Source organism: Glaciimonas sp. Gout2, assembly GCF_035018905.1.
Lineage (GTDB): Bacteria > Pseudomonadota > Gammaproteobacteria > Burkholderiales > Burkholderiaceae_D > Glaciimonas.
Map to the genome: position 1 here is coordinate 18,623 of NZ_JASJXA010000016.1, position 24,670 is coordinate 43,292.

Genomic DNA, 24,670 nt, shown 5'->3' on the forward strand with positions numbered 1-24,670 from the left:
GTTCTTTTTGGACCTCGGAACAAGTAGAATGCGAGGAATTTTCTTTTGCCGTTTTAATTCGGCCAATCAAAATCCGGCAAAACTTGACGTCTTGCGACGCAACCTGAGTTGATTTGTGTACTGCGCAGAATAGTGGCAGTGCCAGGCGCACCCAAACGTATACCAGCCGCAATCACCGCTGTCTGCCCAAAAATTCTACATCTTCCTCTCGGCCCATTCTGGCTGCGGCGACGCTACGTTGGCGCTGTCGCTTGGGATGATGGCATTCCGATCCAAACGGAAAGCGAAGGCTTGCTCAAGCTTCAGCGGACCGTTCGCAAACGCCCCGAGGTAAAGCTTGAAGCCTTTCAGTGGCCCGCTCCAGTTATCCTCGGTGGCTTTGTCCATTGCCACAGACGGCACACCGGCGCCAATAACAATCAAACGTTCACACGGAGGAGACGGCAAGAATTCTGGAACGCGCGCAGTTAGCTGCGCGATCACACTGGCTGCGCCAAACGCGTCTTTCCATAAGCGATTGATGCCCCTCACTGATCCGGCGTCGAGACTGCCGGAAAGCGCGTCGGAAGTGCTCATCTTGTGAGCCAAGTCGCAAGCCAGCCGCAAGTAGTCAAAGCAATACACATGATGTCTCCAGCTTTATTTTTTTAAGGGGTAGCGAAACCTCGGCTCAGTGCAAACCAGATTGCTCCCCATATTTTTATATTTTCCGATGCTGACTTGCAGGGGAATTGATGGCTACGCAGCGGCTTTTTCTAGCGTAAGCGCGCCCTTTTCAATGAACGCACAAACAGCGGCAGTCACTTGTGCCGTTGTGGCATTGCCACCCAGATCGCGGGTATGCAATGTAGTGTCCGCGGTCACCGCTTCGACGGCCTGCATGACACGTTTTGCGGCGTCGTATTCACCCAGATGTTCGAGCATCATCACAAGCGACCAGAAAGTACCGACCGGGTTGGCCAAGCCCTGTCCCATGATGTCGAATGCCGAACCATGGATCGGTTCAAACATCGATGGATAGCGGCGCTCCGGATCGATATTGCCGGTTGGCGCAATACCCAGGCTGCCCGCCAGTGCCGCTGCCAGATCGCTCAGAATGTCTGCGTGAAGATTGGTAGCGACGATCGTGTCGAGCGTTGCGGGACGATTGACCATACGCGCCGTTGCAGCGTCGACCAGTTCTTTGTCCCAGCTCACATCAGGGAACTCTTTTGCAATTTGAACAGCGATTTCATCCCACATCACCATAGCGTGACGTTGCGCATTACTCTTGGTGACGACGGTCAGCAATTTGCGCGGGCGGGCTTGGGCCAGACGAAATGCGAAGCGCATGATGCGTTCCACACCGGCACGCGTCATTATCGAAACGTCGGTAGCTGCTTCGATCGGATGGCCTTGATGGACACGACCACCGACGCCGGAGTATTCGCCTTCGGAGTTTTCGCGGACGATTACCCAGTTCAGATCGTCTTGCTTGCAACGCTTCAGCGGTGCATCAATGCCTGGCAGGATTCGGGTCGGGCGCACGTTGGCGTATTGATCGAAACCCTGGCAAATTTTCAGGCGCAAACCCCATAAAGTGATGTGATCGGGAATATCCGGATCGCCTGCTGAACCAAACAGGATTGCGTCCTTGTCACGCAGCGCATCCAGGCCGTCGGCCGGCATCATCGCACCGGTCTTGCGATAGTAGTCACCACCCCAATCGAAATCTTGAAATTCGAATGCAAAAGTGTTGTTTGTTTTGGCCAGCGCTTCCAGAACCTGCTGACCCGCGGGGACGACTTCTTTGCCAATACCGTCACCTGGAATAGTTGCGATGCGATAAGTTTTCATGTCTCCTGCCTTTAAAAATGATGAATATGCCCGTACTTTACCTACGTTTTTTGGCAAAAACCGGTGCTAAACTTAAAGCATTCTTAACTATTATTTACAAATGAGACGCCATGAATGATACTGTTTTGCCATCAGATTTGGGATTTTTTTCAACCCTGGCAGCTTCTGGAAGCCTCAGCGCTACCGCCCGCGAGCTAGGCCTTACGGCTGCTGCGGTAAGCAAGCATTTGTCACAAATGGAGACCCGGGCTGGCGTACCGCTGGTGAATCGGACGACACGGCGCATGATGCTGACACCGGAGGGTGAGCTTTACCTAGAGCATGCGCGGAGAATTCTGGATCAAATCAACGAACTTTCGGAGTTGCTGGGCAGCGCCAAGAAGCGACCGGAAGGTCTGCTGCGGGTCAACGCAACACTTGGATTTGGGCGAAGCCATGTAGCGCCGGCGATCTCTCAATTTGTCGCCGCCTATCCGCAAGTCTCGGTACAACTACAACTTTCGGTCATGCCACCACCGCTCACTGACGACACTTTTGACGTCTGCATCCGATTCGGGGAACCGCCGGATACCCGCGTCGTCGCGCGACGTTTAGCACCCAATCGCCGCGTGTTATGCGCGACGCCTGCTTACCTGGCGCGACGTGGTACGCCAATCACTCCGCACGATCTGACGAAGCACAATTGCATCGGTATCAGGCAAGGAGATGAAGCGTATGGCGTATGGCGTCTGACGACGGGAAGTGGGACCGCCAGGAAGACCCAGACCGTGAAGATTCGCGGCAATCTGACGACCAACGATGGTGAAATCGCAGTGAAATGGGCGCTCGATGACCATGGAATTTTGTTGCGTGCCGAATGGGATGTCAAACAATACCTGCAGGACGGCAAGCTGGTCCAGGTGCTGTCCAATTGTGATACGCCAAATGCAGATATTTTTGCAGTCTATTTACAGCGTCATCAGATGTCGAACCGCATTCGTACGTTCGTGGATTTTATTGCGCAAGAGCTGGCACCGGCGGCGGAATAAAAAAAATCTGTTAATTAGGAAACGATATTCTCATCCGCTTTTGCGGCATATACAGACCCTGCTCAACATACTTTGTAAAAATAAATGTTGCGTGGCTTCGCTGCCTGGCGCGCACGTGCCCGTAGCGTATTGACCTTTTCAAACTCTTCTCGGCTTATTTCGCTTGTGTATTTATTTACACGTTAATTTAACCATTTTTAGCATCCTTGAAAAAGAGTTTGAATAGCCTCTAAGCCGCCCTGCATGGGCTTCCGCACCAGAATGGTGATCTTTCAGATCGCTACGATCACTCCCGTGCACTGGTCTGGACACGTGACTTCGATCGCTTTTATTTAGCGCTCAATGGCCCCAAAAAACCACATGTGCGCATTAAAGAAAAAAAACTTGACTACCAAAAAAACACAAACTATTATTACTCAATCGTGTAATACACAATTGTGTAATTAGATTAGTATAAATGATATTTTTTTATATATTAATCAATCACCACGTCATCGTATCCGTAAGAAATCAGATGGAAAACCGCTAGATACGTTATTGCCGCTGCCCTAAAAAATCTGTCGAGTTCGACGTCATTTTAGGCTGAAATAAAATTAAAAATATGTTCTAAGTCAGAGGCGCTTTTGCTGGACCTCTACTATCCCATTGCATAAGAAAGTTACCTATGACTATGGCGTCCTACGACCCCGAAAACGAGTTTCAAAGAGCGACGCTGCGTAAGGTAATGTGGCGTGTTATTCCGCTGCTCACCCTTATGTATACCGCCGCGTATCTAGACCGAATCAACATCGGTACGGCAGCACTCACCATGAATAAGGATTTGGGTATAAGTCAAGCTGTCTTCGGCTTGGCGGCAAGCCTATTTTTATTGGGCTATTTTTTCCTTGAAATACCAAGTAATCTCGCATTCGTCAAATACGGGGCGCGTGTGTGGCTCACCCGAATAATGATTACCTGGGGGATTATTTCCTCCCTCACTGCATTTGTGCAGACACCAAATCAGCTCATTGCGGTAAGGATTGCGCTTGGCATCGCTGAGGCCGGATTTTTTCCTGGTCTCATTCTCTATCTGGCTTTGTGGTTTCCGAAGGAAGTTCGGGCACGTATGTTTTTCTTCACAACGTTACCGCTTGCAGTGATACTTGGTGCCCCAGCTTCGACTGCAATCATTCAATACACTGACGGTTGGTTTGGCATGGCCGGATGGCGCATCATGTTTCTATTTGAAGGAGCGCTACCTATCCTTCTTGGCTGTTTTTCTGCACGCTATCTCACCTCACTTCCGGCTGATGCCACATGGTTGAATCCCGAACAAAAGGCTTGGCTGGCATCAATCGCCGAGGTATCGGGAGGTGTGAAGCATTCAGTGGGTGAAAGCCTTCGAATACTATTCAAAAATCGCAGCCTGCTGATTTACGCCCTTGCCTATGGTTTCCTTCAAATGGGGTTCTATGCACAACTCATTTTTACCCCTCAAATAATCTCGTCGTTCAGTCGAACGGTCGGTGTGACCCTTTCGGCTTCGCAGATAGGGTTGCTGACCTCAGTGCCGAGCATATTTGCAGCGCTTGTATCGTATTTCTGGGTGCGACATTCGGATAAAACGAATGAGCGCGTTTGGCACGCTGCTATCGGCGCTTTATTCGGTGCAGCGGGCATAGCAATTTGCCTGACTTCAAGCGGTGTTTTTGGCCTTATGGGTGGCTTGACCTTGCTTCAATCTGGTCTGCTTTGCGGTCTTATACCACTTTGGCAATTACCAACACGCGGACTGTCTTCAAGTGCTGCGGCGATCGCTATCGCGTCAGTCAATTCGGTCGGTATTCTCGGCTCATTCACAAGTCCAATCATTATCGGATGGTTGAAGGAACGAACCGGCTCGTATGACGCGGGCCTGGGTTTCATTGCTGTGATGCTTATTCTCGCAGCCGCACTAATCATTTTTGCTGGCGCGGTAATTGAGCGAAAAACGCATGCTCGGTAACGCGTTACAGCCAGGTAAATATTCTCTCCCTCCCATAAAGGACTTACAAAATGATTCACTTTGACCATGTATGTTTGGCGGCGCAAAACGTTTATGAAGCGACCTTTCGACTCAGTCGGGAGACCGGACTGGGCAATTATGATGGCGGATTTTTTCCACTATATGGACTTGGTCATAAAGTAGTGCCGCTCTCAGATGACATATACATCGAGATTGAGAGCATCGTCGATCATACGATCCTAAAGAAGGAGAATTCGACCGCCCAATTCTTTGAGCAACAAACCATGGATGGAGATTGCTTTATCGGATGGTGCCTGCGAGCAGACACCATGGAGGAAATGGAAATGTTTGCTGCCCACCACAATACCATCGTGGATGCAAACCTGACCGGAAAAGAGGCCGGCCGCCAAATGATGAACGGTAGCCGGGGCTTTTCACTGCAAACCCCCAGTGCAATGACCGCATGGCCAATGGGGAAACCCAACCTTTACTTCAAACCGGGCTCACCTCCTCCTCCTCACGTAGCCAGTTTGCCTGTGGAGCCTGGGACAGGAAGCGCAAAGGGCCAAGGGCTGCTCTGGATTGAAATTGGCGAAACGGAGTCCGCCTTCGCGGAATGGCTGGGCGACGTTGTTCGACCATCACAGTTTCCTTTTGAAATTCGTTACAACGGAAAGTCTGCCGGCCTATATGCACTTGGCGTCAAAACTACCGAGGGAATAAAAGAAATCCGAAGGGCGCCAGTAAAGCTTTAATGCCGACGTTGAGTCATTACAAGAGTCTACATACATAGGTGCAAATCGCCGTAGTGCGTCCATCCGGGACAAAATACGGCGACCTCAAAATGGTTACTAGGGGAAATCAAATGAAAAAATCAATCATTGCACTGGCGATACTCGGAACAATCGGAGGTTCAGCACAAGCGCAAAGCGCGGTCACCATCTACGGGATTCTTGATACTGGTATCGCTTATGAAAACAAAGCCGCGACTCCTGCTGGCTCTGCATCAAAAACAGGCAGCAAATTGCAATTAAGTGCGGGCAGCGTGACAGGCCCGCGTATCGGCTTTAAAGGCTCAGAGGATCTAGGCGGCGGATTGAGAGCTATATTTCAACTGGAAGCCGGTTTCGCCGTCGACACCGGTGCACTGACTTTACAAGACCGCACTGGTACCCAGTTGTTCCGTCGTCAATCGTTAGTCGGCTTGGCCGGGGACTTCGGTACCGTTAAATTAGGTCGCCAAACTGATTTTATGTTTGACACATGCCGGTGGAATGCGTGCGGTAGTTTCGGTGCTCTGGTTGGAAGTGTAGGCCACTATATGAACCGTACCGAAGGTGCTCTCACCATCAATTCGATCCGTTACGATACAGTGAACCTGGCTGGTTTCACTGCCAGCGCCATTTATGGTTTCGGCGAAACGGCAGGTAGTAACTCTTCCGGCCAGTCGCTCGGCCTCGGCGGTCAATATGTTAACGGTCCACTCGCCTTATACACTGCTTACTACCAATCGAAACTCGGTGGCACAACCGCAGCAAACGTCGCAACCGGAACCCCTAGCGATACTACCATTGAAGGAAGCGGTGGAATATTCGCTCCTGCGTTCATAGGCAAACCGGGCCAGATAGCATTGAAGGTATACAGTCTTGGCGCTAGCTACGAAGTTAGTTCAGCAGTACGCGTGTACGGTTATTTCTCAAGCTCCGGGCAACCGTTGGCAAGCGCTTCAACTACCAATGTCGTTAGCGGTCTGAGCAACAGGAAGGCTAACCTTTACGAACTCGGCGTGAATTACTTTCTGACTCCTACTTTGCGCCTGCAGGCAAGCGTTATACATAACCGACTTAATTTCGCAGGTGTCTCCAGTATCGGCACCTTGAACGAGTTCAATCTGGGTGCCGACTATTTCCTGTCGAAACGGACAGATGTGTATGCCGTTGTGCAGAACATACGTGCTTCAAACACTAACAATCCCGGCATTTTTGATGGAACCGGTTCTGCCGGTAACCAAACAGCAATCACTACTGGTGTCCGTCACACGTTTTAATTTTGGTTGAACAGGCCCGTCGCTGTATGGGTGATCATATGATAAGACAGCGTGCGGGCGCTCGAAAATCTTCTTATCAGCAATCTTCGCGAGCAGCTAACCCAGTGTTATTAAATCGGGTACGCACGAAATTGGGCCAAATCGCGACGGGCCAACTGCAGTATTCAAAGGCTATTTTTTAGTGATGGGTGTTAATGTCCTCAAGTTTTTTTCATTTCAGGGGAAATACGCGACATCCATTCTGAGTATTGAAAGAACCTTTTTTAGGTAAAAGGAGAAAATGAACTTGACGGTTCTGTCTTGACTGCTTAAATTGCTCACTTGTGTAACGCATGGGCCAACGAAATGAAAAAAGACGATATCAATCAAGCTCCAGTGTTGAAATTCATCAAGCAAGATCGAAAAAAAGACATCTTGCTGAGTGCGGAGAAGTTATTCGCGATGCGAAGCTATGATGGCGTGTCTATCCGTGATATTGCGGATGACGCCGGGGTTCCATCCAGATTGGTCGGCTACTATTTTGATAAAAAAGACAATTTGTTCGAAGCCATTTTCGAGCATCGGAAACCCAATATCGACGAACGCCTGAATCTTTTAAAGGAAGCAAAGGCACATATCGATGCGCCGGATGCGCTCGAAAAGATCGTGCATGCGTGGTGCGCGCCAGTAGTGCAAATGCGAGCACACCCCGACGGGGAAAATTTTCTGATTTTGGTGGCCAGGACAGTGTGGGAACAATCAGAAATTGCTGTGCGTGTCATCCAACGCTATTACGATCCTCTTGCGAGAGACTTTATCGATGCACTGCAAGTGCTATTCCCTGATCGTGACGAATCATCGCTTTACTGGGCCTATGAGTGGGCTTTGGGGGCGCTCTTAATGCACATTGCAGACAAGCGTGTCGAGAGACTGTCGAAAGGCGTCTGTAAGGCGGGTGGGGTTGATAGGGGGCCGGACCTGGTTGCCTTTATTTGCGGTGGTATACGCGCTATGCCAGCGCAACCCAAAAAGAAATCTGCCAAATCGGGCGTTGCCTCGCGCGTGGCCGTCAACCCGCGTCAGGTCAGTAAGAAGAAAACTTCGTGAAAGCATCCACTGTTATGTTTTAGCTGTTAACTGCGACATGGTGTTGATGTCAGCACATATGCCAGGATCGTCTACGATTATTGACTATCAAGGATGTTCCTTCAGTTGGGGCGCTACCTGACTCGCATGGCATCCATGCGACCAGGTGCCGCTCATACCGCTTAGGCCAGCAGACCAAACAATCTCGCGGCGTTACCTCCCAGAATCGCCTTTTGTTCTGCTTCGTCCAGGCCGGGAACAGCCATCACATAGGGACTTACGTCGTAATGACCCATATCGAAGGGGTAGTCGGTGCCGATGACTATGCGTTCCAGTCCAACCTTATCGATCAGATAACGTAATGCTGCAGGTTCATAAACGAGCGAGTCATAATGAATGCGTCTGAGATAGTCGGAAGGCGAATATTTCATGCCCTGCGCTTCGGGCCGTACCTTGTAACCGTGGTCGAAGCGCCCAGCGTAAAAAGGCAAAAATCCGCCGCCGTGCGCCGCGAGTAGCTTCAGGTCAGGATATCGGTCCATCACGCCGCTGAACATCAGCAAAGCCAGGGCGGTTGCTGTTTCAACCGGTTGCCCGATCATATTGGATAGGTAAAAGTGTCCAATACGCTGCCCTAACGAACAACCCAGCGGATGGAGGAACACCACCGCTCCGAGGCGTTCCGCTGCGGCCCAAAAGCATTCGAACGCCGGATCGGACAATTCGAGGCCATTGACCTGGGTGGAGATCTCGACACCTTTCAAGCCAAGCACGCGCATCGCGTATTCGAGCTGCGCTACCGCAAGCTCTGGATGTTGCAAGGACACGGTACCGAGTCCGGCAAATCGTTCCGGATGAAGTCGGCAGAGATTCGCCACCGTCTCGTTTTGCATGCGAACGATCTTTTCTGCCAGCGATGGAGCCGCCCAGTAGTAGTACTGGGTTGGTGAAGGACTCAGAATCTGTACATCGACACCCATGCTGTCCATATCTTTTAAGCGCACTTCCGGCAACGTCATCTTCGGCTCCAGTTCGCGGAACATGCGTTGGTTGTATTCCGTAGATGGCCTTCCCTGGCCCTCCAGCAATGCCATGGCTGCCGCCTGCTTCTCGACCGGCGCTTCGATATCCAGTATGAGTTCCACCTGTGGCACCATCACGTGGCAATGCACGTCGATCGTAGGGGACTTGCCGCGACCAGCAGCAAGGATGGTTTCGGGGGCTGAATGTTGATGCCGTCCCGGCTGCGCGCGCGCAGGCGTGCCGGACGATGCTTGATGCCCGGCATGTGAATGAGACGCCACCATGCAGGCGCAGGTACGCATTTGATGCATTCCAGACTCTCCTTTTATACCAGGGGCAGCACGTTTTTTAGAGCTGCCCATTGCAAAATCTCGCCTTCGCCCGCGGGGAACTCGAGAGACTTGATAAATCCACAATCGTTTAGGGCCTGTTCTATTTGCGTGATTGCCAAAGACATGGGCAATCCTAACGTAGCAATGAGTGTTACATAAGTGTATATTACACATATGTATAATAAAAATGGATTTTGATTGAGTCAAGTTTTTGTATTTCGGAGGCAAAGCGGGACAAGTGTTCTGAGAATTGAAAGTATTTCATTTTAGAGAAAAGAAAAAAAATGAACTTGACGGTTCAATTTGTATGGCGTAACTTACACAGTTGTGTAGTATTTGGGTTGGAGCAATGAAGAAAGTCAGTATCAATCAAGCTCTGGTGTCGAAATTTTTCAAGCAGGATCGAAAAAAGACCATCTGGCTAAGCATGGAGAAATTGTTCGCGATGCGAAGTTACGATGGCGTTTCTATCCTTGATATTGCGAATGACAGCGGGGTTCAATCCAGATTGGCCGGCCATTCTTTCGCCAAAAAGGACGGTTTATTCGAGACAACTTTGGCGCATCGAAAGCCCAATATCGACGCGCTTCTGAATCTTCTAATAGAGGCAAAGGACTAAATAAGTGTCCCGGATATGTTCGAAAAAATCGTGCCTGCCCGGTGAGACATCTAGTGTAAATCCGATCACATCGGGACGGAGAATGTTTATTTTAGTGGCTAGGATATGCGGAAACACGCAGAAATTGCAGTGTGTCCAATGCAACGCTACAACGACATTATTGCCAAGGATTTTATCGCAACACCGCAAGTGCTATTCCCGGAACGGGACGAGTTATCGCTGTACATGGCCGATGATCAGGCTTGGGTGCGCTCTTAATGGACATTACAGACAAGCGCGTCGAGAGATTAACGAAAGTTGCCTGCGGACCCGGCGCGGGCAATGGGGCCGAAACTTAATTGCCTTTGTCTACGGAGGTATACACGCTATGCAAGGGTGTTAATAAAGAAATCTATCTAATTTTGCAATTTCTCTAGCGTGCCACAAATACGCATCAGTGAAGTAAGGAAGCGGCATTTCCACCATTATATGTTTTGAATATTCGAGATAGGTCATAACAATGAAAAAAGTGATAATCACGTGTGCGGTAACTGGTTCGGTCCACACACCGTCAATGTCCCGGTATCTGCCCTACAAGCCGAAAGATATTGCCGAGCAGGCTATCGCGGCTGCCGAAGCCGGTGCAGCTATTCTGCACTTGCATGCCAGGGATCCAAACGACGGTCGGCCAACTGCAGATCCCGAAGTCTTCCTGCAGTTTCTACCTGAAATAAAGCAGGCCACAAATGCGATCATCAATATCACGACTGGTGGCAGTACGAAGATGACGGTTGACGAACGTATAGCAGCCGCGTTGCGGTTGAAGCCGGAAATGGCTTCGTTGAACATGGGCACAATGAATTTCTCATTTCACCCGATTGCGAATAAATTTGATTGGAAACACGATTGGGAAAAGCCTTATGTCGAAGCTTCGGAAGAGGGCATTTTTCGCAATACCTTTAAGGACATCCGCCGGATCTTGCTCGAGGTAGGCGAAGGGTGTGCCACGAGATTTGAGTTCGAGTGCTATGACGTATCGCATCTCTACAATCTCGCCTATTTTGTCGACGCAGGCCTGATCAAAGCACCGTTTTTAATTCAAACCGTTTTCGGCATCATGGGTGGTATTGGTGCTGATCCGGAGAACGTCGCTTTTATGCGCCAAACGGCGAATCGCTTGTTTGGCCGTGACTATCACTGGTCAGTCCTAGGCGCAGGACGCAGCCAAATGTCTTTGCTCACCTATGGCGCGATCATGGGCGGCAACGTGCGGGTCGGCCTTGAGGACAGTCTTTTCCTCGGTCGCGGAAAACTCGCGGTATCCAATGCCGAACAGGTACTTAAAATCCGCCGAATTCTCGAAGAGTTGTCCTATGAGATCGCGACACCCGACGAGGCGCGGGAAATGCTGCAGTTGAAAGGAAGTGAGAACGTCGCATTTTAGCCAGCAAAAACGATAGAGCCAGAGGACAGGCGACAAGATATGAAGCGACTACCGATGGCCACGCCAGATATTCCGGTCGTCGTCCGCGAGATGGTCATTGCGCACTATTGAACATCCCGCTTCATTTGAAAAACACTTTAGTAATTGGACCACTATGACGCGCAAACTGATTGATATTTCTGTATTTTTGGAAAACGATGTTATATCGGATCCACCGGGCTACGGTCCCCATATCGAGTATTTGACCCACAAAGGCACGGCTAAAGATATCGCTAAATTCTTTCCTGGTCTAAAACCAGAGGATCTTCCTCAGGAGGAAGGTTGGGCTATTGAATGGATAAATCTGATGACGCATAACGGTACCCACCTTGATGCACCGTATCACTTTCATTCGACAATGAATCGCGGCGAGCGAGCGATTACGATTGACGAGGTCCAGCTCGACTGGTGCTTGCAATCAGGAATCAAACTTGATTTCAGGCACTTTCCTGATGGATATCTGGTCACCGCAAGAGACGTCGAGGCAGAATTGAGCCGCATCGCTCATACCCTGCAACCGCTCGATATCGTTCTCGTGAATACCCGCGCTGGCTTAGCCTATGGCGACCCGGATTACACCTCAGCCGGATGTGGCATGGGGCGCGAGGCAACACTTTATTTGCTCGAGCGTGGAGTGCGTCTAACAGGAACGGACGCGTGGAGTTGGGACGCCCCGTTCGTTCATACGCAAACCAAGTATGCGGAAACGCAAGATGCAAGTCTGATCTGGGAGGGGCATAAAGCGGGGCGCGAAATAGGTTATTGCCACCTTGAGAAATTGCACAACCTTGAGAGCCTTCCCTCAAAGGGTTTTACCGTGTCCTGCTTTCCCGTAAAGATAAGAGGCGCCTCTGCAGGATGGACCCGTGCCGTGGCAATTCTTGATGAAAAGCCTTTAACGGAAGGAGATCAAATGCCGCAATCGGTATAAAATTTTCACAGAGTATTCTGCTTTTTATCCTCGTACTTTATGCGCTCAGCGCTCTGGCGTAGGCAAAATTTTGCTCGGATCCACGGACGTCCCGGACTTCAATTGCCACCATTTTTGGAGTCTGGCAAAAATGTCCTATATCGCCGCAGAGAACACGGGCACAACATAACTCGGCCTGGTTAAACACCGAGCCCACTAATTGAAAGATTACGATCATGGTTTCTAACTGGATTGATGTACACGCACATTTCACTCCGCCTATCACTGATGAGGAGCGACAGACGCGCTGGAAGGCTATGCGAGCGGAATGTTTCCTTGCCCCCGAGCCTTACCAGTGGAGCCCCGAAGGTACGCTGGAATACATGGACCGCGCGGGTATGGCGATGCAGATGCTCAGCAACATTCCGAAGACCTTGGACGCCCTCGTTGCCTCCAACGACTACGGCGCTTCACTCGTGTCGCAGTATCCATCAAGGTTCGGCCTCCTTGCAGCGCTGCCAACCGACAACCCCAGCGCCGCCCTCGCCGAGATTGAACGTGCAACAAACGATTTGCACGCGGACGGCTTCGCGGTAACCTGCCAGTACAACGGCGTCTATCTTGGAGATCCCAGCCTTGAGCCGGTCTGGGCCGAACTGGATCGCCTGCGCGCGGTCGTGTTCGTCCACCCGAATGCCTATGCTCCCGCGTCATTAGGTCGCCCGAGCCCGCTTCTAGAAGTCGCGTTCGAAACAGCCCGCACCATCGTTGACATGTTGTACGCTGGCACGTTTCGTAAATTTCCCAAAATGAAACTCGTCATCGCCCACTGCGGAGGAGCCCTGCCCGCACTCTCCGGCAGGCTGATCGCTCTCGGCACAGAGGCTTGGGTACCGAATCCAAACCAGATCACTCAAGCAGAAATGCGGGAACACCTCAGTCAGCTCTATCTCGACACTGCTGCCACGGGCACAGTTCACACGCTCGCACCGGCGTTGGCCATGACCACATGCGATCACATTGTTTACGGTTCGGACTGCGGCGTGCCTTGCTCCACGGAAGCGACTTTGGCGGCTAACATTGACGCACTATTACGTTTCTGCGGACTTACGCGTGACCAAATCGAAGAAATCGGCCACAACGCCTTGCGTCTGTTTCCTGCAGCCGCGGCACGACTTGAAGAGGTAAAATTATGAGTAAATTAACAAATCCAAATATAGTCACGACCCCCTTGGGAGCGCTTGAAGGTAGTGCCGAAGATGGTCTTCGGGTTTTTCGCGGAGTACCTTTTGCACGTCCACCTGTTGGTGAACTCCGCTTCAAATCGCCACGGCCGCTCGCGCCGTGGGACGGGGTGCGCCAGGCAAAAGTAGCCGGTCTTGCGTCCTACCAGATGAACCTGGCTAATGCGGAACAAATATTCGATGAGGTCAAGACAATTGACCCGGGAGTACCCGGCATTCCTGCGTGGCCTGGATATGTTGGTAAAACGTATAATCAGGATAACGTCGGCGAAGATTGTCTCTATCTCGACATGTGGGTGCCAGAAGCAAAGCCGGATTCAAAGCTTCCCGTGTATGTTTACTATCATGGCGGTGCAAACGCGGTAAGTTCAGGATCTTTTGAGGTTGAGCGTGGCGAAAACCTCGCGAAACAAGAAGACATCATTATTGTGCGGCCGAATTATCGAATGGGCGCGTTGGGTTGGGTTCACTTCGGTCTGATCAGCGATGAATTTCCTGAAGCGATTAATTTAGGCATTCAAGATCAGATCGCTGCGCTAAAGTGGGTCTACGATAATATCGAATCTTTCGGCGGCGACAAGGACAACATCACTATCGGTGGTGAATCAGCGGGCGCGACAGCGGTTTCGCATTTGATGACGAATCCTGACTCGCGGCAATACTTCAAACGGGCAATTTTGCAGTCGCTGTCGCCGTTCAACGTATGGTGTACACAGCAAAAAGAAGAAGCCGTCGTTGTAGCGGAGAAATATATCGAATTATTAGGCATCAAGAATCTTTCGGATCTGAACGACCTTGATCCAACTAAATTCCTCGCCGCTCAGAACGTTCTTACGCGATTTTGTGATCCGGACGATAACGTCGCCTGGCGTCCGTTGGGAGGGGTCATTGATGGAAACTGGATCCGGGAAGCGCCAGCTCAATACCTATCCCAGCGCAACCTCGGAGAGTCGCAGCAAGCCTTGATGATTGGCTTCGCAAAAGACGAGTGGCAGTTCTTCCGTGGCCATTCCGAAACAATCAAAAATGGAACCGAGACGCAGGCGATCGCTGTCCTCGCGCAAATTTTTGGTGATGCCCGAGCGAAGGAATTATTTGATGGATATTCGCAGCTTTATCCGGATCATAAAAGGCCAGGGCACGTGCTTTCTGACATCATGTCTTTCGAGTTCTTCAAGTTCTCATCGTTGGCGATTGCGAAAAATTTCGCATCGCAAGGCGTTCCAATTCATGTATTTGAATTCGCTTACGATCTCCCGGGGTGGGATGGGGATCTGCGTGCGGTGCACACCGGCGATATGCCATTCCTGTGGCGCAACCTTACGGAAAAAGACTTACAGCAATGGCCTGGCTTCGACGGTACCGACAGAGAAGAACTTAAGCGTGTTTCAGATGACATGGGCAAACTCTATGCAGCATTTATCCGAAACGGCGAGCCTGGCTTGACGTGGAAACGTTTCGACGAAGATACCCAAACGGTGCTTTGGTTCGGAACACAGGTCCACACGAAGGAACGGTTGCTGACGGCGGAATGGAACCTCTTCGTTCGCCACGGGGCAGAAAACGTGCCGGCGCTCGAAGATCTTCTTGTTAAAAATCTTCGCGAGAAGCTAAAACTACGTAAATAAATCAGGTACTCACCACTGGTTTTAACGAAGACGCGGACGGAAGGTCCGCCAATTCGTTTGATCGCGCCCAAGGTGCGATCAAACGACCGCCAACCGTCACGGCTGCGCCCTATTCGCTTGTCAAATCTCAACAGCAAACTTGCGCATATTGTTAAGCAACCGCTGCACGTAAAGCACTCAAAGTGCATACAAAAAAATCTTTGGCGAGACTCCTATCGCTGCATAAATCAACAGCTCAGCCTCTGAATTCGTCCGTTCCATTCAGTTGTTGTAGTTCAATTGCAGTAGTTCAATTGCAGTAGTTCAGTGATGGGCAACATCCTCTTCAATCTGCCCCAAGGAATCAAACCAATTTCGACGTACCGGCGAAATACAATCCGAGCGCCAGTTTGGCGTTGAGTTAGGCATCGCCACTTCTTTACCTAGTTCCTCGATGGGACGATCTGTAATTAACAATTGCATCGCCCGCAACAACAACTCTGCCAATTCTTTCTTGCGTGGTCGTATTTGATCGGTTAATCCACCGATACCGAGTGTAGCTGACTGTCCCTTCAACGTAATCGGCAGTGGAACGCATAGCGTCGCGGAATCAGCGAAAGGAACATTCTCAGAATACGCATAGCCGTTACGCTTGACCTCTGCAATCCGCTCCATGAATTGATCGACCTGCACCCGCTCCTCCGGATGCTCGGCGGTGAGGTTGGCACGTCGTACGGTGTAATCGACCTTGCGGAGCGGTTGTGCCGCCAGCAACATCCAGCCACCAGCTGATTGCGTCAGCAACCGCATGTTTCCCTCCGGGACGAAATAGGGAAGACTGTGCTTTGGCTGGATGATTTTGAGGTATTGCAGATTAACGTCGTTCTGAATACCAACACCAACCAATTCACCGGTCAATCTGTGTATTTCATTCATGACGCTCAAAATTCGTCCTTCCCCAAAAAGCGATTCCGAGACCCAATCTCCCAATCGTCCCAGACGCGGTGTCGGGAAATATTTCCGAAGCTGGCAATCGTAGCTAAGATAACCAAGGCTCACGAGATTTTTTAGCAATACGGTGGAACTTGACTGAGGATACTGCAGGTGACTGATGATCTCCTTCAGAGAGCGCGGTTCACGCGAACTCTCAAAAAATTCGAAAATCTCGATAACTCTAATTGCCGATTTAACGGCCGCTGTGACTGCCATATTTGTCTCCATTCATGTATGAATGCTATATGAACCTTTTCGGCACGCTACGCCACGCGGGTTCTTTATATATGCACTATGCGGTCTGAACAACACGATTCTAACGATCGTTTAGATTGACCATTATGCCCTGCAACAAGCCCGATATCAGACCCAATATCAAGTCCACCATTAAATCCAATTCAAGTCCGTTATTGTAGTGCTGGAATCGTCGCATTTGATCCCGTCCTGTCGGCCGCTCCGAACACCATCATTTCAACTAAGCCGCCAGAAAACCACCATCTACAGGGAGCGTGACGCCGGTCACGTAAGTCGCCAGTTCAGATGCTAAAAATATAATTGGCCCCGCCAACTCACGCGGCTGGCCTAGTCGTCGCATCGGTATACGTCGCATAAAGTTTTCTAGATTTTCTTTGCTGGAACGGGTAACTTCCGTCATCGGCGTTTCGATGACGCCGGGCGCAATCGCATTGACCCTTATCCCATCTGCCGCAAGATCGTTCGCCATCGACTGGGTGAGCATCTTAAGACCACCCTTGGAAGGAGAATAGCCGAGCGTACCCGGTATGCCGACAAATGCCGCGCCAGAAGCAATATTAATGATATTTCCCCGCGTAGCGCGCAGCGCAGGCAACCAGGCGTGGATCATATTGAAGGGACCGATCAAATTAACATCCAGCACACGCCGCAAATTTTGATGCGCATTGGGACTATCGATCCCTTCACGGATGAGAATACCTGCGTTGTTGATCAGGCAATCGATGTTGCCAATCTCGCGCAACACTTTTTCTGCCAATTCGCCACAGGCCTCGACGTCGGTAACATCCAGTTCGAAGTGCCATGCAGAACCACCGTCCGCGGAGATTTGTTCCGCAGTGGCTTTGCATCCAGCCGTACCAATATCCGTGAGAATAACCTTAGCGCCTACTTGGGCCATCTCGTAGGCGATCTCCCGACCAATACCCTGTCCGGCACCGGTAATGAGCACTAATTTCCCGTCAAGTAATCCTGCATTCTTAGATTCCACTCCGGCTATCTCCGTTTTTTTATTAGTTGATTTTTTTGATTTTTTTTGTTTCTTCTATGCCAATACTTAGCGAAATTTATATGCTTCATTTTTACTAACCTGTCGGCAGGTAATGAAGAAGATACCCCCTGACAAAGAGACTGTCAAGACACATGTTGTTACCGGAATTGCGTCTACAAAATACCCCAATCATGGACCGGTGTTTGCCTGCCGATTCCCTGATCCTGCCCTGTCATTCGCACCGAGAACCTGATACGGATCATAAGAACAACTACATTATTCCCTCCTAAACGTCTGGCACGCGCAAAAAAAGACATCTGAAAATTACGTACGTGATATCGCGACGCCAACTGCTATTTGGCTTGATGGGAACAATCAGCCGCAACATTATTTAGCCTGCTCTCAAGAAAGAGCGCCAGTTCAAAGACATCTGAAACTGCATTTCATTACAAGCATAAAAAAATATGAATGGAGGAGACATTAGCATGAGAAAGACACTTGTTTCATTGGCGGTATTAAGCATTTTTTGCAATCCAGCCAAAGCGCAATCATCCGTGACTATTTACGGCATATTAGATGTCAACGTTGCGGCGATTTCAACCGGTGCTGCAACCAATTCACACGTCACACAAATGACGTCAAGCTCAGCGACCACGTCATTTATTGGTTTTAGGGGAACCGAAGACCTTGGCGACGGACTATCGGCAATATTCGTTCTAGAGAGTCAGCTTGCACTCGATACCGGCGTCGGTGGCGGCACTGCTTTCACAGGAACCAACCCTGGCGTCGCATCCCTCTATAACTTGTCTAACTACGTCGGTTTGAAAGGCAACTTCGGCAAAGTAACCTTTGGCCGTCACCTGACCTCTGGCGCTGTCGCGCTACTCAATGGCGTTGCGATCATTGATGGTGCAAATACTGGCATGGTGACGGCAACGTTGCCCCAAGGGCTCGCCAATGATTATTGGAATAGTAATCAGGCCAAGTTTGAAAGTTTAGAATACGGCGGCTTTTCGCTTCAGACCAATTATGCATTCGGTGAGGTCTCTGGGGACAACAAAGCTGGTACCAATTTTGGCGGTACGGTGACCTATTTAAACGGCGGCTTCAAGACTGTTGCAGGCATGCAGAGAGACAATGACCGTCTGGGTCATCATGTTGATTGGAGCGTACTCAGTGCATCCTACAAAACGGGGAAATTCAAGGTCACGGGAACATTCACAAACGTGAATAATTCCAATCCGCCGGTCCTGTCGAGCGGGCTTCCCTGGCGCGATTCAAAGATGTGGAGTGTAGGGGGAAATTATTTGATCACTACCCAACTTAGCGTAGCGGCACAATTCTTTAATCTCAAAGAAAACATCACTAATACGACTAGCAAACAGCTGGTATTGAATGCAGATTACGCACTATCGAAACGCACTTCTCTCTATACGCTCATCACCAGAAATCATAACGGCAAGGTACCCATCAGTGCGATTTCCGGTGCACCCGCGAGCGCAGTCAATGCGCAGTCAGGCGCGGTTGCATTGGGCATAAAGCATTTGTTCTAATGTGAATGTTGGTTGCGGTATACGCATATGCCGCAACCAGAGACATGCGATAAAGGTGCGATATCGACGATTAATCGATAACCAAGCGATAGCCAATCGATCATCAGCCATGCCGATATGTTGCACCATTTTTACATTGCACAAATTTTAGTCGAGCGGGTACCAGCAAAGCAGCGAGGTAGTCCACGTGCTAAGTACATCGGAGCGCATGTGAGAGGATGAGACTATTTACCTTATAGGGAAGGCATGCTCCACTTTTTTTACATCGTCACCAGCCGTTTTCACTCCACAAAAGCGTGCTTTAATACAGGCTTTACAGTGCGGTGATAATGTATTCCGATTCACATTTTTTACTTCGAAAAATTCCGGATCCGCAGGCCAGAATTCTCCGCAAGTCAGGTACCGTTTTCTTTAGCTGGTTCGGTGAATATTTTAAGCGAATGACGTATGACCATTTTGTGTTCAAGCCTCATCCGTTCAAAACAGGTCAATGCGGCAATCAGTCGTGCCGGTCAACAGATCATAGAAATGCGCGAGCGATACCACCATCCACGGTCAATATTTCACCTGTTATGAAACTACTCTCATCCGAGGCCAGAAAACATGCGGCAGAAGCAATATCGTCTACCGTTCCCAAGCGTCGTAATGGTGTCTTACTGATGCGTTGCTGCATTTTCTGCTCATCGACATTGATCATCGCGCCATCGGTTGGAATAGAGCCAGGTGCAATCGCATTGACCCGAATGCCCGACGGACCAAAATCCGTGGCTGCGGCACGCGTCAACCCTATTACACCGGCTTTAATACCGCAATAGGCTGCCGCGTTAGACATGCCGAGATAACCCGCGACCGATGCAATATTAATGATGGAACCACCACACTCTTCCATCGCCGCGCCTGCCGCCTGCATTCCCCAAATGACTGAATTGAAACCACTACCGACCATACGATCCAGCATCTCGGGAGTGATGGAACTAATGGCGCCGTAACGTACCCAAATCGCGTTATTGACAAGACCATCAAAGCGTCCAAATTGCTTTTGTAAAGCGTCAATCGTTCTAATGAAACTATCCCGCTGCGAAACATCGCCGGTAAATCCGACACTACTACCGCCTTCAGCGCGAATCGCCTGCGCGGCCTCTTCTGCAATCTCACCCTTTATGTCCAATATGCCGACATGCGCGCCTTCTCTGGCAAAAGCGTTACTGATCGCACGTCCGATTCCACGTCCACCGCCGGTGACCAGCATTACTTTTCCTTCGAGCCGCCTTGTTGTGTTCGTTGTCATACTCGTTCCATTTCAAGATTTTTTCTCGCCCCGCCAAAGCGTACTTCCTCGATACCGGATATGCCAAGTCCAGTAATTTCGTACACATACCCTGCGCCCTCATCCGTTGCCACCAGCAGGTTGCCCGAATTGCTGATGGTCGTGACATAGAGAATGTCAAGGTCAGCCCCTCCGAAACAGGGACATGACACAAAAGTGGTTGGAAACATAATTTGTCGCTCCAGCGCCCCATCGGGACTAAAACGTGCAAGCTTTCCACTTTGTACCAACGCAACCCACAAGTAGCCTTCAGCGTCGACTGTTGCACCATCCGGAGCGGAACCGAGTGCGAGAGTATGAACAAAATCTTCACGTGGCCCAACTTCTCCACTGACCGTATCGTAGGTGCGGGTGTAGATGGTATGTGCCAGGCTGTCGGAATAGTACAAGCGGTCACCTTTCGGGCTGAAGCAAATCGAATTCGATATTGCAATACCGTTATCGAGGATTTCAACACTACCGTCAAGATTCAGGCGATACAGCGCGCCTTCCCTGTCATGCCTGCCAACCACCATCGAACCGGACAAAAAACGTCCTTGCCGATCAGTGCGGCCGTCGTTTAACCGCATTTTTTCCGCTGGATGCTGCAGCGATGCGATCAGTTCTATTGCGTCCGAGCCCGTATCGAGCCTATAAAATCCATCTTCGAGCGCCAGAATAATGCATCCATCCTGCGCTAAAGCAATGGATCCTATGACAGATGGTACTGACCAGCTGTCACGATTTCCACTTGATGGTTCATAGCGATGTACCAACCGTCCAACCGCATCGACCCAATATAACGACTGCTTTTGCGCATCCCAAATCGGGCATTCGCCGAGCAAATCTTTCCTGCCAATCAAAGGTGTTATGTTCACGTCAACCTCACTTTTTTAAGTTAATTGCATGGTGTGCCGCTGACCTTCAAGAAGGCCAGCGATGCGCTTATGATTTTTTCCCAACAAACGGACACTCCCCTTCACTTAAAGGGCGCCAGACTTGTTCTGGCGGAATAATGCCTTTTATCGTGTAAAGGTCGTACTTGGATGTTGACTCGGCAGGCGTTTTAACCTGGACCAGGTACATCGGGCGCATGGTTTGGCCATCCTCGCGAATATGGACATTTTTCATCGCAAAATCATTAATGGGTGTCAATTTCATTTTCGCCACGACGGTCGGTCCATCATCACTCTTACTGGCTTCTACCGCTTTTAAATAATGCAAAACGGCGCTATAAGTCCCCGCTTGTTGAAAGGTCGGTGCCTGACCGTTAAAGCGCTCCATGAATCGCTTTGACCAGGTGCGCCCCTCAGCGGTCGCGTCCCAATAAAACGGATCAGCAAATTGCATACCTTGCGCTGAAGCCAGCCCGACTCCCAACACCATATTGGTTGTGACGCCGAACGAGGTCAAGATGCGACCGTTTTTATTCAAACCGTATTCCCTTGCTTGTTTGATGCCATTCACAAAATCTGCACCTGCATTCACGAATGCAATGGCCTGCGCCCCGCTCGCTTGTGCTTGCAAAATGTAGGACGAAAAATCACTGGTACCAAGCGGATGCCTCACGGAGCCAATCACTTTGCCGCCGCTCTGTTCAATAAAATGCGTTGCTTCGGCCTGCATTGTTTTTCCGAACGAGTAATCGACTGTGATGAAAAACCAGGTCTTCACGCCCTGTTTCGACAATGATCCTACGACTGCTTTCGGGAAAGAATAACTATCGTAGACGAATTGAATGCTGGTCGGCGAACATGCTTTGCCGGTTAAATCAGCAGAACCGCTGCCAGCTATGAGAAGTGGCTTTTTCTTCTCGCGCAAAAAATCCTGAACCGCTAATGCAACAGAGGATGCCGAGCCGCCGATAATGGCATCGACACCGTCGGACTCAATCCATTTGCGGGCAATGTTTAAACCGACATCGGGCTTGTTCTGATCATTTCCTACGACCAGTTCAATCGGTTTTCCGGCGACTTTTCCACCAAAATCCTCAATCGCCATTTTGGCGGCAACGACCGCTCCGGGGCCTAATTCGCCAGCATAAGGACCAGATTGGTCATTCAATACGCCGATGCGTACAACATTATCGGATATTTGCGCTAACGCATTAGCCGATATACCTCCGACCAGCAGAGCAAAAAAAACTGTCCGGCCCAATCCTGACAAATAGTGTCGCGGATGTTTACTCGTTTTTTTCATTTTGTCTCCTCTATGATTACTTTTATAAACTGCTTCGGCCTACCACTTGTTATCCAATTTTCGGAACTACGGCAAGATTGCCGCAATCAAACATCATCCTGCCGGGTCACTCGCCAAACGATGATCGCGGAACTGCGCGCGCAACGCCGTCTTTAATAGTTTTCCAGTCGCAGTATGGGGTAATGTCTCTACGAATACGACCTCGTCGGGCAACCACCATTTCGCCACTTTGTCGGAAAGAAATGACAGCATTTCCGAAGAGGCTAGCGCCATGTTTGGCTTTCTAATAACGATGAGAAGCGGTCGCTCCTGCCATTTGCTATGACTAACACCGATCACAGCGGCTTCCTGAACTGCAGGGTGACTCAACGCCGCATTTTCAAGGTCAATCGAAGAAATCCACTCCCCGCCTGACTTAATGACATCCTTTGATCGATCGGTAATCTGGATATAGCCATCGCCATCAATCGTCGCGACGTCACCGGTTGTTAGCCACCCATCTGCATCGAGTTGGGTTGTTTCTTCCGACTTGTAGTAATTGGCAATGACCCACGGGCCACGGACTTTCAGCTCACCAAACGCCTTGCCATCATGTGGCAGAGAATCGCCCTTTTCATCGACGATCTTGATACCCACGCCATAGATTGCCCGGCCCTGTTTATACTGCAAGTCGTAGCGCTTTTCTAGTGACAAATCGCGATGCTTCGCTAGCAAATTGCCAATCGATGCAAGTGGACTCGTTTCGGTCATGCCCCATGCTTGTATGAGGAAAGCACCAAATAGCGTGTCGAATTTTTCGATAATGGCGCGTGGTGCGGCCGAACCGCCGATCACTACGCGTGCAAGCCTAATCTCTTCAAGGTCTAGCGCTGCTCGCTGGCTTTCAACATAATCAAGGAAACTAAGCCAGACCGTGGGCACGCCTAGTGAGAAATTACATTTTTCATCACGTAATAAGCCGTAGATGCTAGCCCCATCAAGCGTTGGTCCTGGCAATACCAGTTTTGCACCACACATGGCTGCTGCGTAGGGAACTCCCCATGCATTGACATGGAATAAGGGCACTATCAACAAAACGGCATCACTTGCGGAGAGGCCCAGACCATCTTTTGCGCAGACGATAAACGAGTGTAAAACTGTCGAACGATGACTATACAAAACACCCTTCGGGCGACCGGTGGTTCCTGATGTGTAGCAAAGTGAGGATGCGGTATTTTCATCGAATTGCGGCCAATCGTAGCGATCAATCTGCGCCGCCAGCAAGTCTTCGTAACACAGTAGATTCTTGACGTCGATATCGGGCATGTTTTGGCGATCAGTCATCGCAATAAAGCCACGCACAGTGGGGCATTGGGGTGCAATTTTTTCAACGAGTGCGGCAAATGAAATATCAAAAAACAGATATTCATCCTCAGCATGATTGACGATATATTCGATCTGCTCCTGGAATAATCTGGGATTAACCGTATGTAGAACCGCGCCAATACCGGATACACCGAAATATAATTCCAGGTGGCGGTGGGTATTCCATGCGAGGGTTCCTACACGTGCGCCGTGCCCGACGCCCAACGCTTTCAAACAATTGGCAAGTTGCTTTGAGCGTCCATGAATGCCGCGCCAATTGGTACGGTGCTGCCCTCCTTCGGGCATATTGGAGACAATCTCTGTATCGCCGTGAAATGCTACTGCGTGTTCAATCAGGGAGGAGATTAAGAGTTCTTGCTGTTGCATTAGCCCGTGCATAGGGGACTCCGGTTGAAATTGTTGGTCGTCGTTTTTTATACTTTTGATGATTGGCTCAATGCGTGGCATTCACGAATACGGTTATGCTGTACGGCGGCAACGATGGTGTTGGTACAGTCTTATTTCATTTTTCCATTTGAATGGGAATTGGGCAATCTAACCTGTCAATTTCTGATGAATATCACATCCGTAATTGGGATCACAGTGTAGGTGTCAGGTATTTTTTAATGGTATTTTTTGTCTATTACAATTGAATGTTGATATTGGTTGATTGGTTGGTTGGTTGGTTGCTGAGGCGGTTGGTGCTCCTTGGATGCTGGTCTAAGGTGGCCCGACAGTTGGCAAATACGGTCTTCGTTACTTAACACGGTTAATGCTTCGTGGGTGCTGGTCGGGGGTAGCCCGACAGCTAGTTACTTTTTCTTGCTTCGCCAAGAAAAGAGTAACCAAAAAGAAGGCGACCGCAGAGACGCTGC

Annotated in this window: 20 protein-coding genes and 1 pseudogene; 11 read left to right on the forward strand and 10 right to left on the reverse strand. The window is 50.0% G+C overall.

The features are described 5' to 3' along the window. Nucleotides 1-195 precede the first annotated feature (195 nt). Complete coding sequence (locus QN379_RS12805; protein ID WP_323506787.1) at nucleotides 196-576, reverse strand: hypothetical protein; 381 nt, start codon at nucleotides 574-576, stop codon at nucleotides 196-198. Nucleotides 577-738: 162 nt separating this feature from the next. Next, entirely contained in the window at nucleotides 739-1,836 is a 1,098-nt protein-coding gene (locus QN379_RS12810) for a tartrate dehydrogenase (protein ID WP_322237646.1), read from the reverse strand. A 110-nt stretch (nucleotides 1,837-1,946) separates the two neighbouring features. Here QN379_RS12810 and QN379_RS12815 point away from each other — a divergent pair, with 110 nt between their 5' ends. From QN379_RS12815 to QN379_RS12835, 5 genes are all read left to right on the forward strand, one after another. Further along, nucleotides 1,947-2,864, forward strand: coding sequence for a LysR family transcriptional regulator (locus QN379_RS12815; RefSeq protein ID WP_322237643.1), 918 nt, complete (start codon nucleotides 1,947-1,949; stop codon nucleotides 2,862-2,864). A 664-nt stretch (nucleotides 2,865-3,528) separates the two neighbouring features. Continuing rightward, nucleotides 3,529-4,848 carry an MFS transporter gene (locus QN379_RS12820; RefSeq protein ID WP_323506788.1) on the forward strand — a complete coding sequence of 440 codons (1,320 nt, stop codon included), beginning with the start codon at nucleotides 3,529-3,531 and terminating at the stop codon, nucleotides 4,846-4,848. A 50-nt stretch (nucleotides 4,849-4,898) separates the two neighbouring features. Next, the gene (locus tag QN379_RS12825) at nucleotides 4,899-5,603 is read left to right on the forward strand and encodes a VOC family protein (RefSeq protein WP_322237636.1); all 705 of its coding nucleotides are present in this window, start codon (nucleotides 4,899-4,901) and stop codon (nucleotides 5,601-5,603) included. Nucleotides 5,604-5,713: 110 nt separating this feature from the next. After that, the gene (locus QN379_RS12830; RefSeq protein WP_323506789.1) at nucleotides 5,714-6,895 is read left to right on the forward strand and encodes a porin; all 1,182 of its coding nucleotides are present in this window, start codon (nucleotides 5,714-5,716) and stop codon (nucleotides 6,893-6,895) included. Between the two features lie 345 nt (nucleotides 6,896-7,240). Continuing rightward, nucleotides 7,241-7,981 (forward strand): TetR/AcrR family transcriptional regulator, encoded by a 741-nt coding sequence (locus QN379_RS12835; protein ID WP_322237632.1) that lies wholly within the window; start codon nucleotides 7,241-7,243, stop codon nucleotides 7,979-7,981. Nucleotides 7,982-8,142: 161 nt separating this feature from the next. Here QN379_RS12835 and QN379_RS12840 read toward each other — a convergent pair whose 3' ends face one another. Then, nucleotides 8,143-9,294, reverse strand: coding sequence for an amidohydrolase family protein (locus QN379_RS12840; protein WP_323506790.1), 1,152 nt, complete (start codon nucleotides 9,292-9,294; stop codon nucleotides 8,143-8,145). A 745-nt stretch (nucleotides 9,295-10,039) separates the two neighbouring features. Between QN379_RS12840 and QN379_RS12845 the strand changes: the two genes are divergently transcribed. The 5 genes from QN379_RS12845 (at nucleotide 10,040) to QN379_RS12865 (ending at nucleotide 15,178) form a co-directional block, all read left to right on the forward strand. Next, nucleotides 10,040-10,192: a hypothetical protein gene (locus QN379_RS12845; protein ID WP_322237626.1), complete on the forward strand. Its 153-nt coding sequence runs from the start codon at nucleotides 10,040-10,042 to the stop codon at nucleotides 10,190-10,192. 241 nt (nucleotides 10,193-10,433) lie between these two features. Continuing rightward, the gene (locus tag QN379_RS12850) at nucleotides 10,434-11,357 is read left to right on the forward strand and encodes a 3-keto-5-aminohexanoate cleavage protein (protein WP_323506791.1); all 924 of its coding nucleotides are present in this window, start codon (nucleotides 10,434-10,436) and stop codon (nucleotides 11,355-11,357) included. Nucleotides 11,358-11,511: 154 nt separating this feature from the next. Beyond that, on the forward strand, nucleotides 11,512-12,327 hold the full coding sequence (locus QN379_RS12855) for a cyclase family protein (protein ID WP_322237621.1): 816 nt from the start codon (nucleotides 11,512-11,514) through the stop codon (nucleotides 12,325-12,327). A 215-nt stretch (nucleotides 12,328-12,542) separates the two neighbouring features. Beyond that, nucleotides 12,543-13,502 carry an amidohydrolase family protein gene (locus QN379_RS12860; RefSeq protein ID WP_323506792.1) on the forward strand — a complete coding sequence of 320 codons (960 nt, stop codon included), beginning with the start codon at nucleotides 12,543-12,545 and terminating at the stop codon, nucleotides 13,500-13,502. Then, complete coding sequence (locus tag QN379_RS12865) at nucleotides 13,499-15,178, forward strand: carboxylesterase/lipase family protein (RefSeq protein ID WP_323506793.1); 1,680 nt, start codon at nucleotides 13,499-13,501, stop codon at nucleotides 15,176-15,178. The genes QN379_RS12860 and QN379_RS12865 overlap by 4 nt, the downstream gene beginning before the upstream one ends. A 303-nt stretch (nucleotides 15,179-15,481) precedes the next feature. Here the strand turns inward: QN379_RS12865 and QN379_RS12870 are convergent, their stop codons facing one another. The 3 genes and pseudogenes from QN379_RS12870 to QN379_RS12875 form a co-directional block, all read right to left on the reverse strand. Further along, complete coding sequence (locus tag QN379_RS12870; protein WP_323506794.1) at nucleotides 15,482-16,093, reverse strand: IclR family transcriptional regulator domain-containing protein; 612 nt, start codon at nucleotides 16,091-16,093, stop codon at nucleotides 15,482-15,484. 108 nt (nucleotides 16,094-16,201) lie between these two features. Further along, nucleotides 16,202-16,378 (reverse strand): annotated as a pseudogene (locus QN379_RS23710) (helix-turn-helix domain-containing protein); the annotation flags it as partial. A gap of 247 nt (nucleotides 16,379-16,625) precedes the next feature. Further along, entirely contained in the window at nucleotides 16,626-17,393 is a 768-nt protein-coding gene (locus QN379_RS12875; protein WP_323506795.1) for a glucose 1-dehydrogenase, read from the reverse strand. Nucleotides 17,394-17,878: 485 nt separating this feature from the next. On the opposite strand from QN379_RS12875, the gene QN379_RS12880 reads away from it, so the two are divergent. Beyond that, nucleotides 17,879-18,946, forward strand: a complete 1,068-nt coding sequence (locus tag QN379_RS12880) for a porin (protein WP_323506796.1) — start codon at nucleotides 17,879-17,881, stop codon at nucleotides 18,944-18,946. A 520-nt stretch (nucleotides 18,947-19,466) separates the two neighbouring features. On the opposite strand, the gene QN379_RS12885 is transcribed toward QN379_RS12880, so the two are convergent. The 4 genes from QN379_RS12885 to QN379_RS12900 form a co-directional block, all read right to left on the reverse strand. Beyond that, nucleotides 19,467-20,234, reverse strand: coding sequence for an SDR family oxidoreductase (locus tag QN379_RS12885; protein ID WP_323506797.1), 768 nt, complete (start codon nucleotides 20,232-20,234; stop codon nucleotides 19,467-19,469). Further along, nucleotides 20,231-21,130 (reverse strand): SMP-30/gluconolactonase/LRE family protein, encoded by a 900-nt coding sequence (locus QN379_RS12890; RefSeq protein ID WP_323506798.1) that lies wholly within the window; start codon nucleotides 21,128-21,130, stop codon nucleotides 20,231-20,233. Before QN379_RS12890 ends, QN379_RS12885 begins: the two co-directional genes overlap by 4 nt. Nucleotides 21,131-21,197: 67 nt before the next feature. Then, a complete protein-coding gene (locus QN379_RS12895) occupies nucleotides 21,198-22,451 on the reverse strand; it encodes an ABC transporter substrate-binding protein (protein ID WP_323506799.1) in 1,254 nt (417 codons plus the stop codon). 93 nt (nucleotides 22,452-22,544) lie between these two features. Next, nucleotides 22,545-24,194 carry a 3-(methylthio)propionyl-CoA ligase gene (locus QN379_RS12900; RefSeq protein WP_323506800.1) on the reverse strand — a complete coding sequence of 550 codons (1,650 nt, stop codon included), beginning with the start codon at nucleotides 24,192-24,194 and terminating at the stop codon, nucleotides 22,545-22,547. Nucleotides 24,195-24,670: the final 476 nt, after the last annotated feature.

Coding starts and splice junctions, on each gene's coding strand:
- QN379_RS12815 (WP_322237643.1), top strand. CDS start 1,947: ATGAATGATACTGTTTTGCCATCAGATTTGGGATTTTTTTCAACCCTG.
- QN379_RS12880 (WP_323506796.1), top strand. CDS start 17,879: ATGAGAAAGACACTTGTTTCATTGGCGGTATTAAGCATTTTTTGCAAT.
- QN379_RS12885 (WP_323506797.1), bottom strand. CDS start 20,234: ATGACAACGAACACAACAAGGCGGCTCGAAGGAAAAGTAATGCTGGTC.
- QN379_RS12860 (WP_323506792.1), top strand. CDS start 12,543: ATGGTTTCTAACTGGATTGATGTACACGCACATTTCACTCCGCCTATC.
- QN379_RS12895 (WP_323506799.1), bottom strand. CDS start 22,451: ATGAAAAAAACGAGTAAACATCCGCGACACTATTTGTCAGGATTGGGC.
- QN379_RS12870 (WP_323506794.1), bottom strand. CDS start 16,093: ATGAATGAAATACACAGATTGACCGGTGAATTGGTTGGTGTTGGTATT.
- QN379_RS12840 (WP_323506790.1), bottom strand. CDS start 9,294: ATGCATCAAATGCGTACCTGCGCCTGCATGGTGGCGTCTCATTCACAT.
- QN379_RS12850 (WP_323506791.1), top strand. CDS start 10,434: ATGAAAAAAGTGATAATCACGTGTGCGGTAACTGGTTCGGTCCACACA.
- QN379_RS12810 (WP_322237646.1), bottom strand. CDS start 1,836: ATGAAAACTTATCGCATCGCAACTATTCCAGGTGACGGTATTGGCAAA.
- QN379_RS12820 (WP_323506788.1), top strand. CDS start 3,529: ATGACTATGGCGTCCTACGACCCCGAAAACGAGTTTCAAAGAGCGACG.
- QN379_RS12855 (WP_322237621.1), top strand. CDS start 11,512: ATGACGCGCAAACTGATTGATATTTCTGTATTTTTGGAAAACGATGTT.
- QN379_RS12845 (WP_322237626.1), top strand. CDS start 10,040: ATGCGGAAACACGCAGAAATTGCAGTGTGTCCAATGCAACGCTACAAC.
- QN379_RS12805 (WP_323506787.1), bottom strand. CDS start 576: ATGAGCACTTCCGACGCGCTTTCCGGCAGTCTCGACGCCGGATCAGTG.
- QN379_RS12900 (WP_323506800.1), bottom strand. CDS start 24,194: ATGCACGGGCTAATGCAACAGCAAGAACTCTTAATCTCCTCCCTGATT.
- QN379_RS12830 (WP_323506789.1), top strand. CDS start 5,714: ATGAAAAAATCAATCATTGCACTGGCGATACTCGGAACAATCGGAGGT.
- QN379_RS12825 (WP_322237636.1), top strand. CDS start 4,899: ATGATTCACTTTGACCATGTATGTTTGGCGGCGCAAAACGTTTATGAA.
- QN379_RS12835 (WP_322237632.1), top strand. CDS start 7,241: ATGAAAAAAGACGATATCAATCAAGCTCCAGTGTTGAAATTCATCAAG.
- QN379_RS12865 (WP_323506793.1), top strand. CDS start 13,499: ATGAGTAAATTAACAAATCCAAATATAGTCACGACCCCCTTGGGAGCG.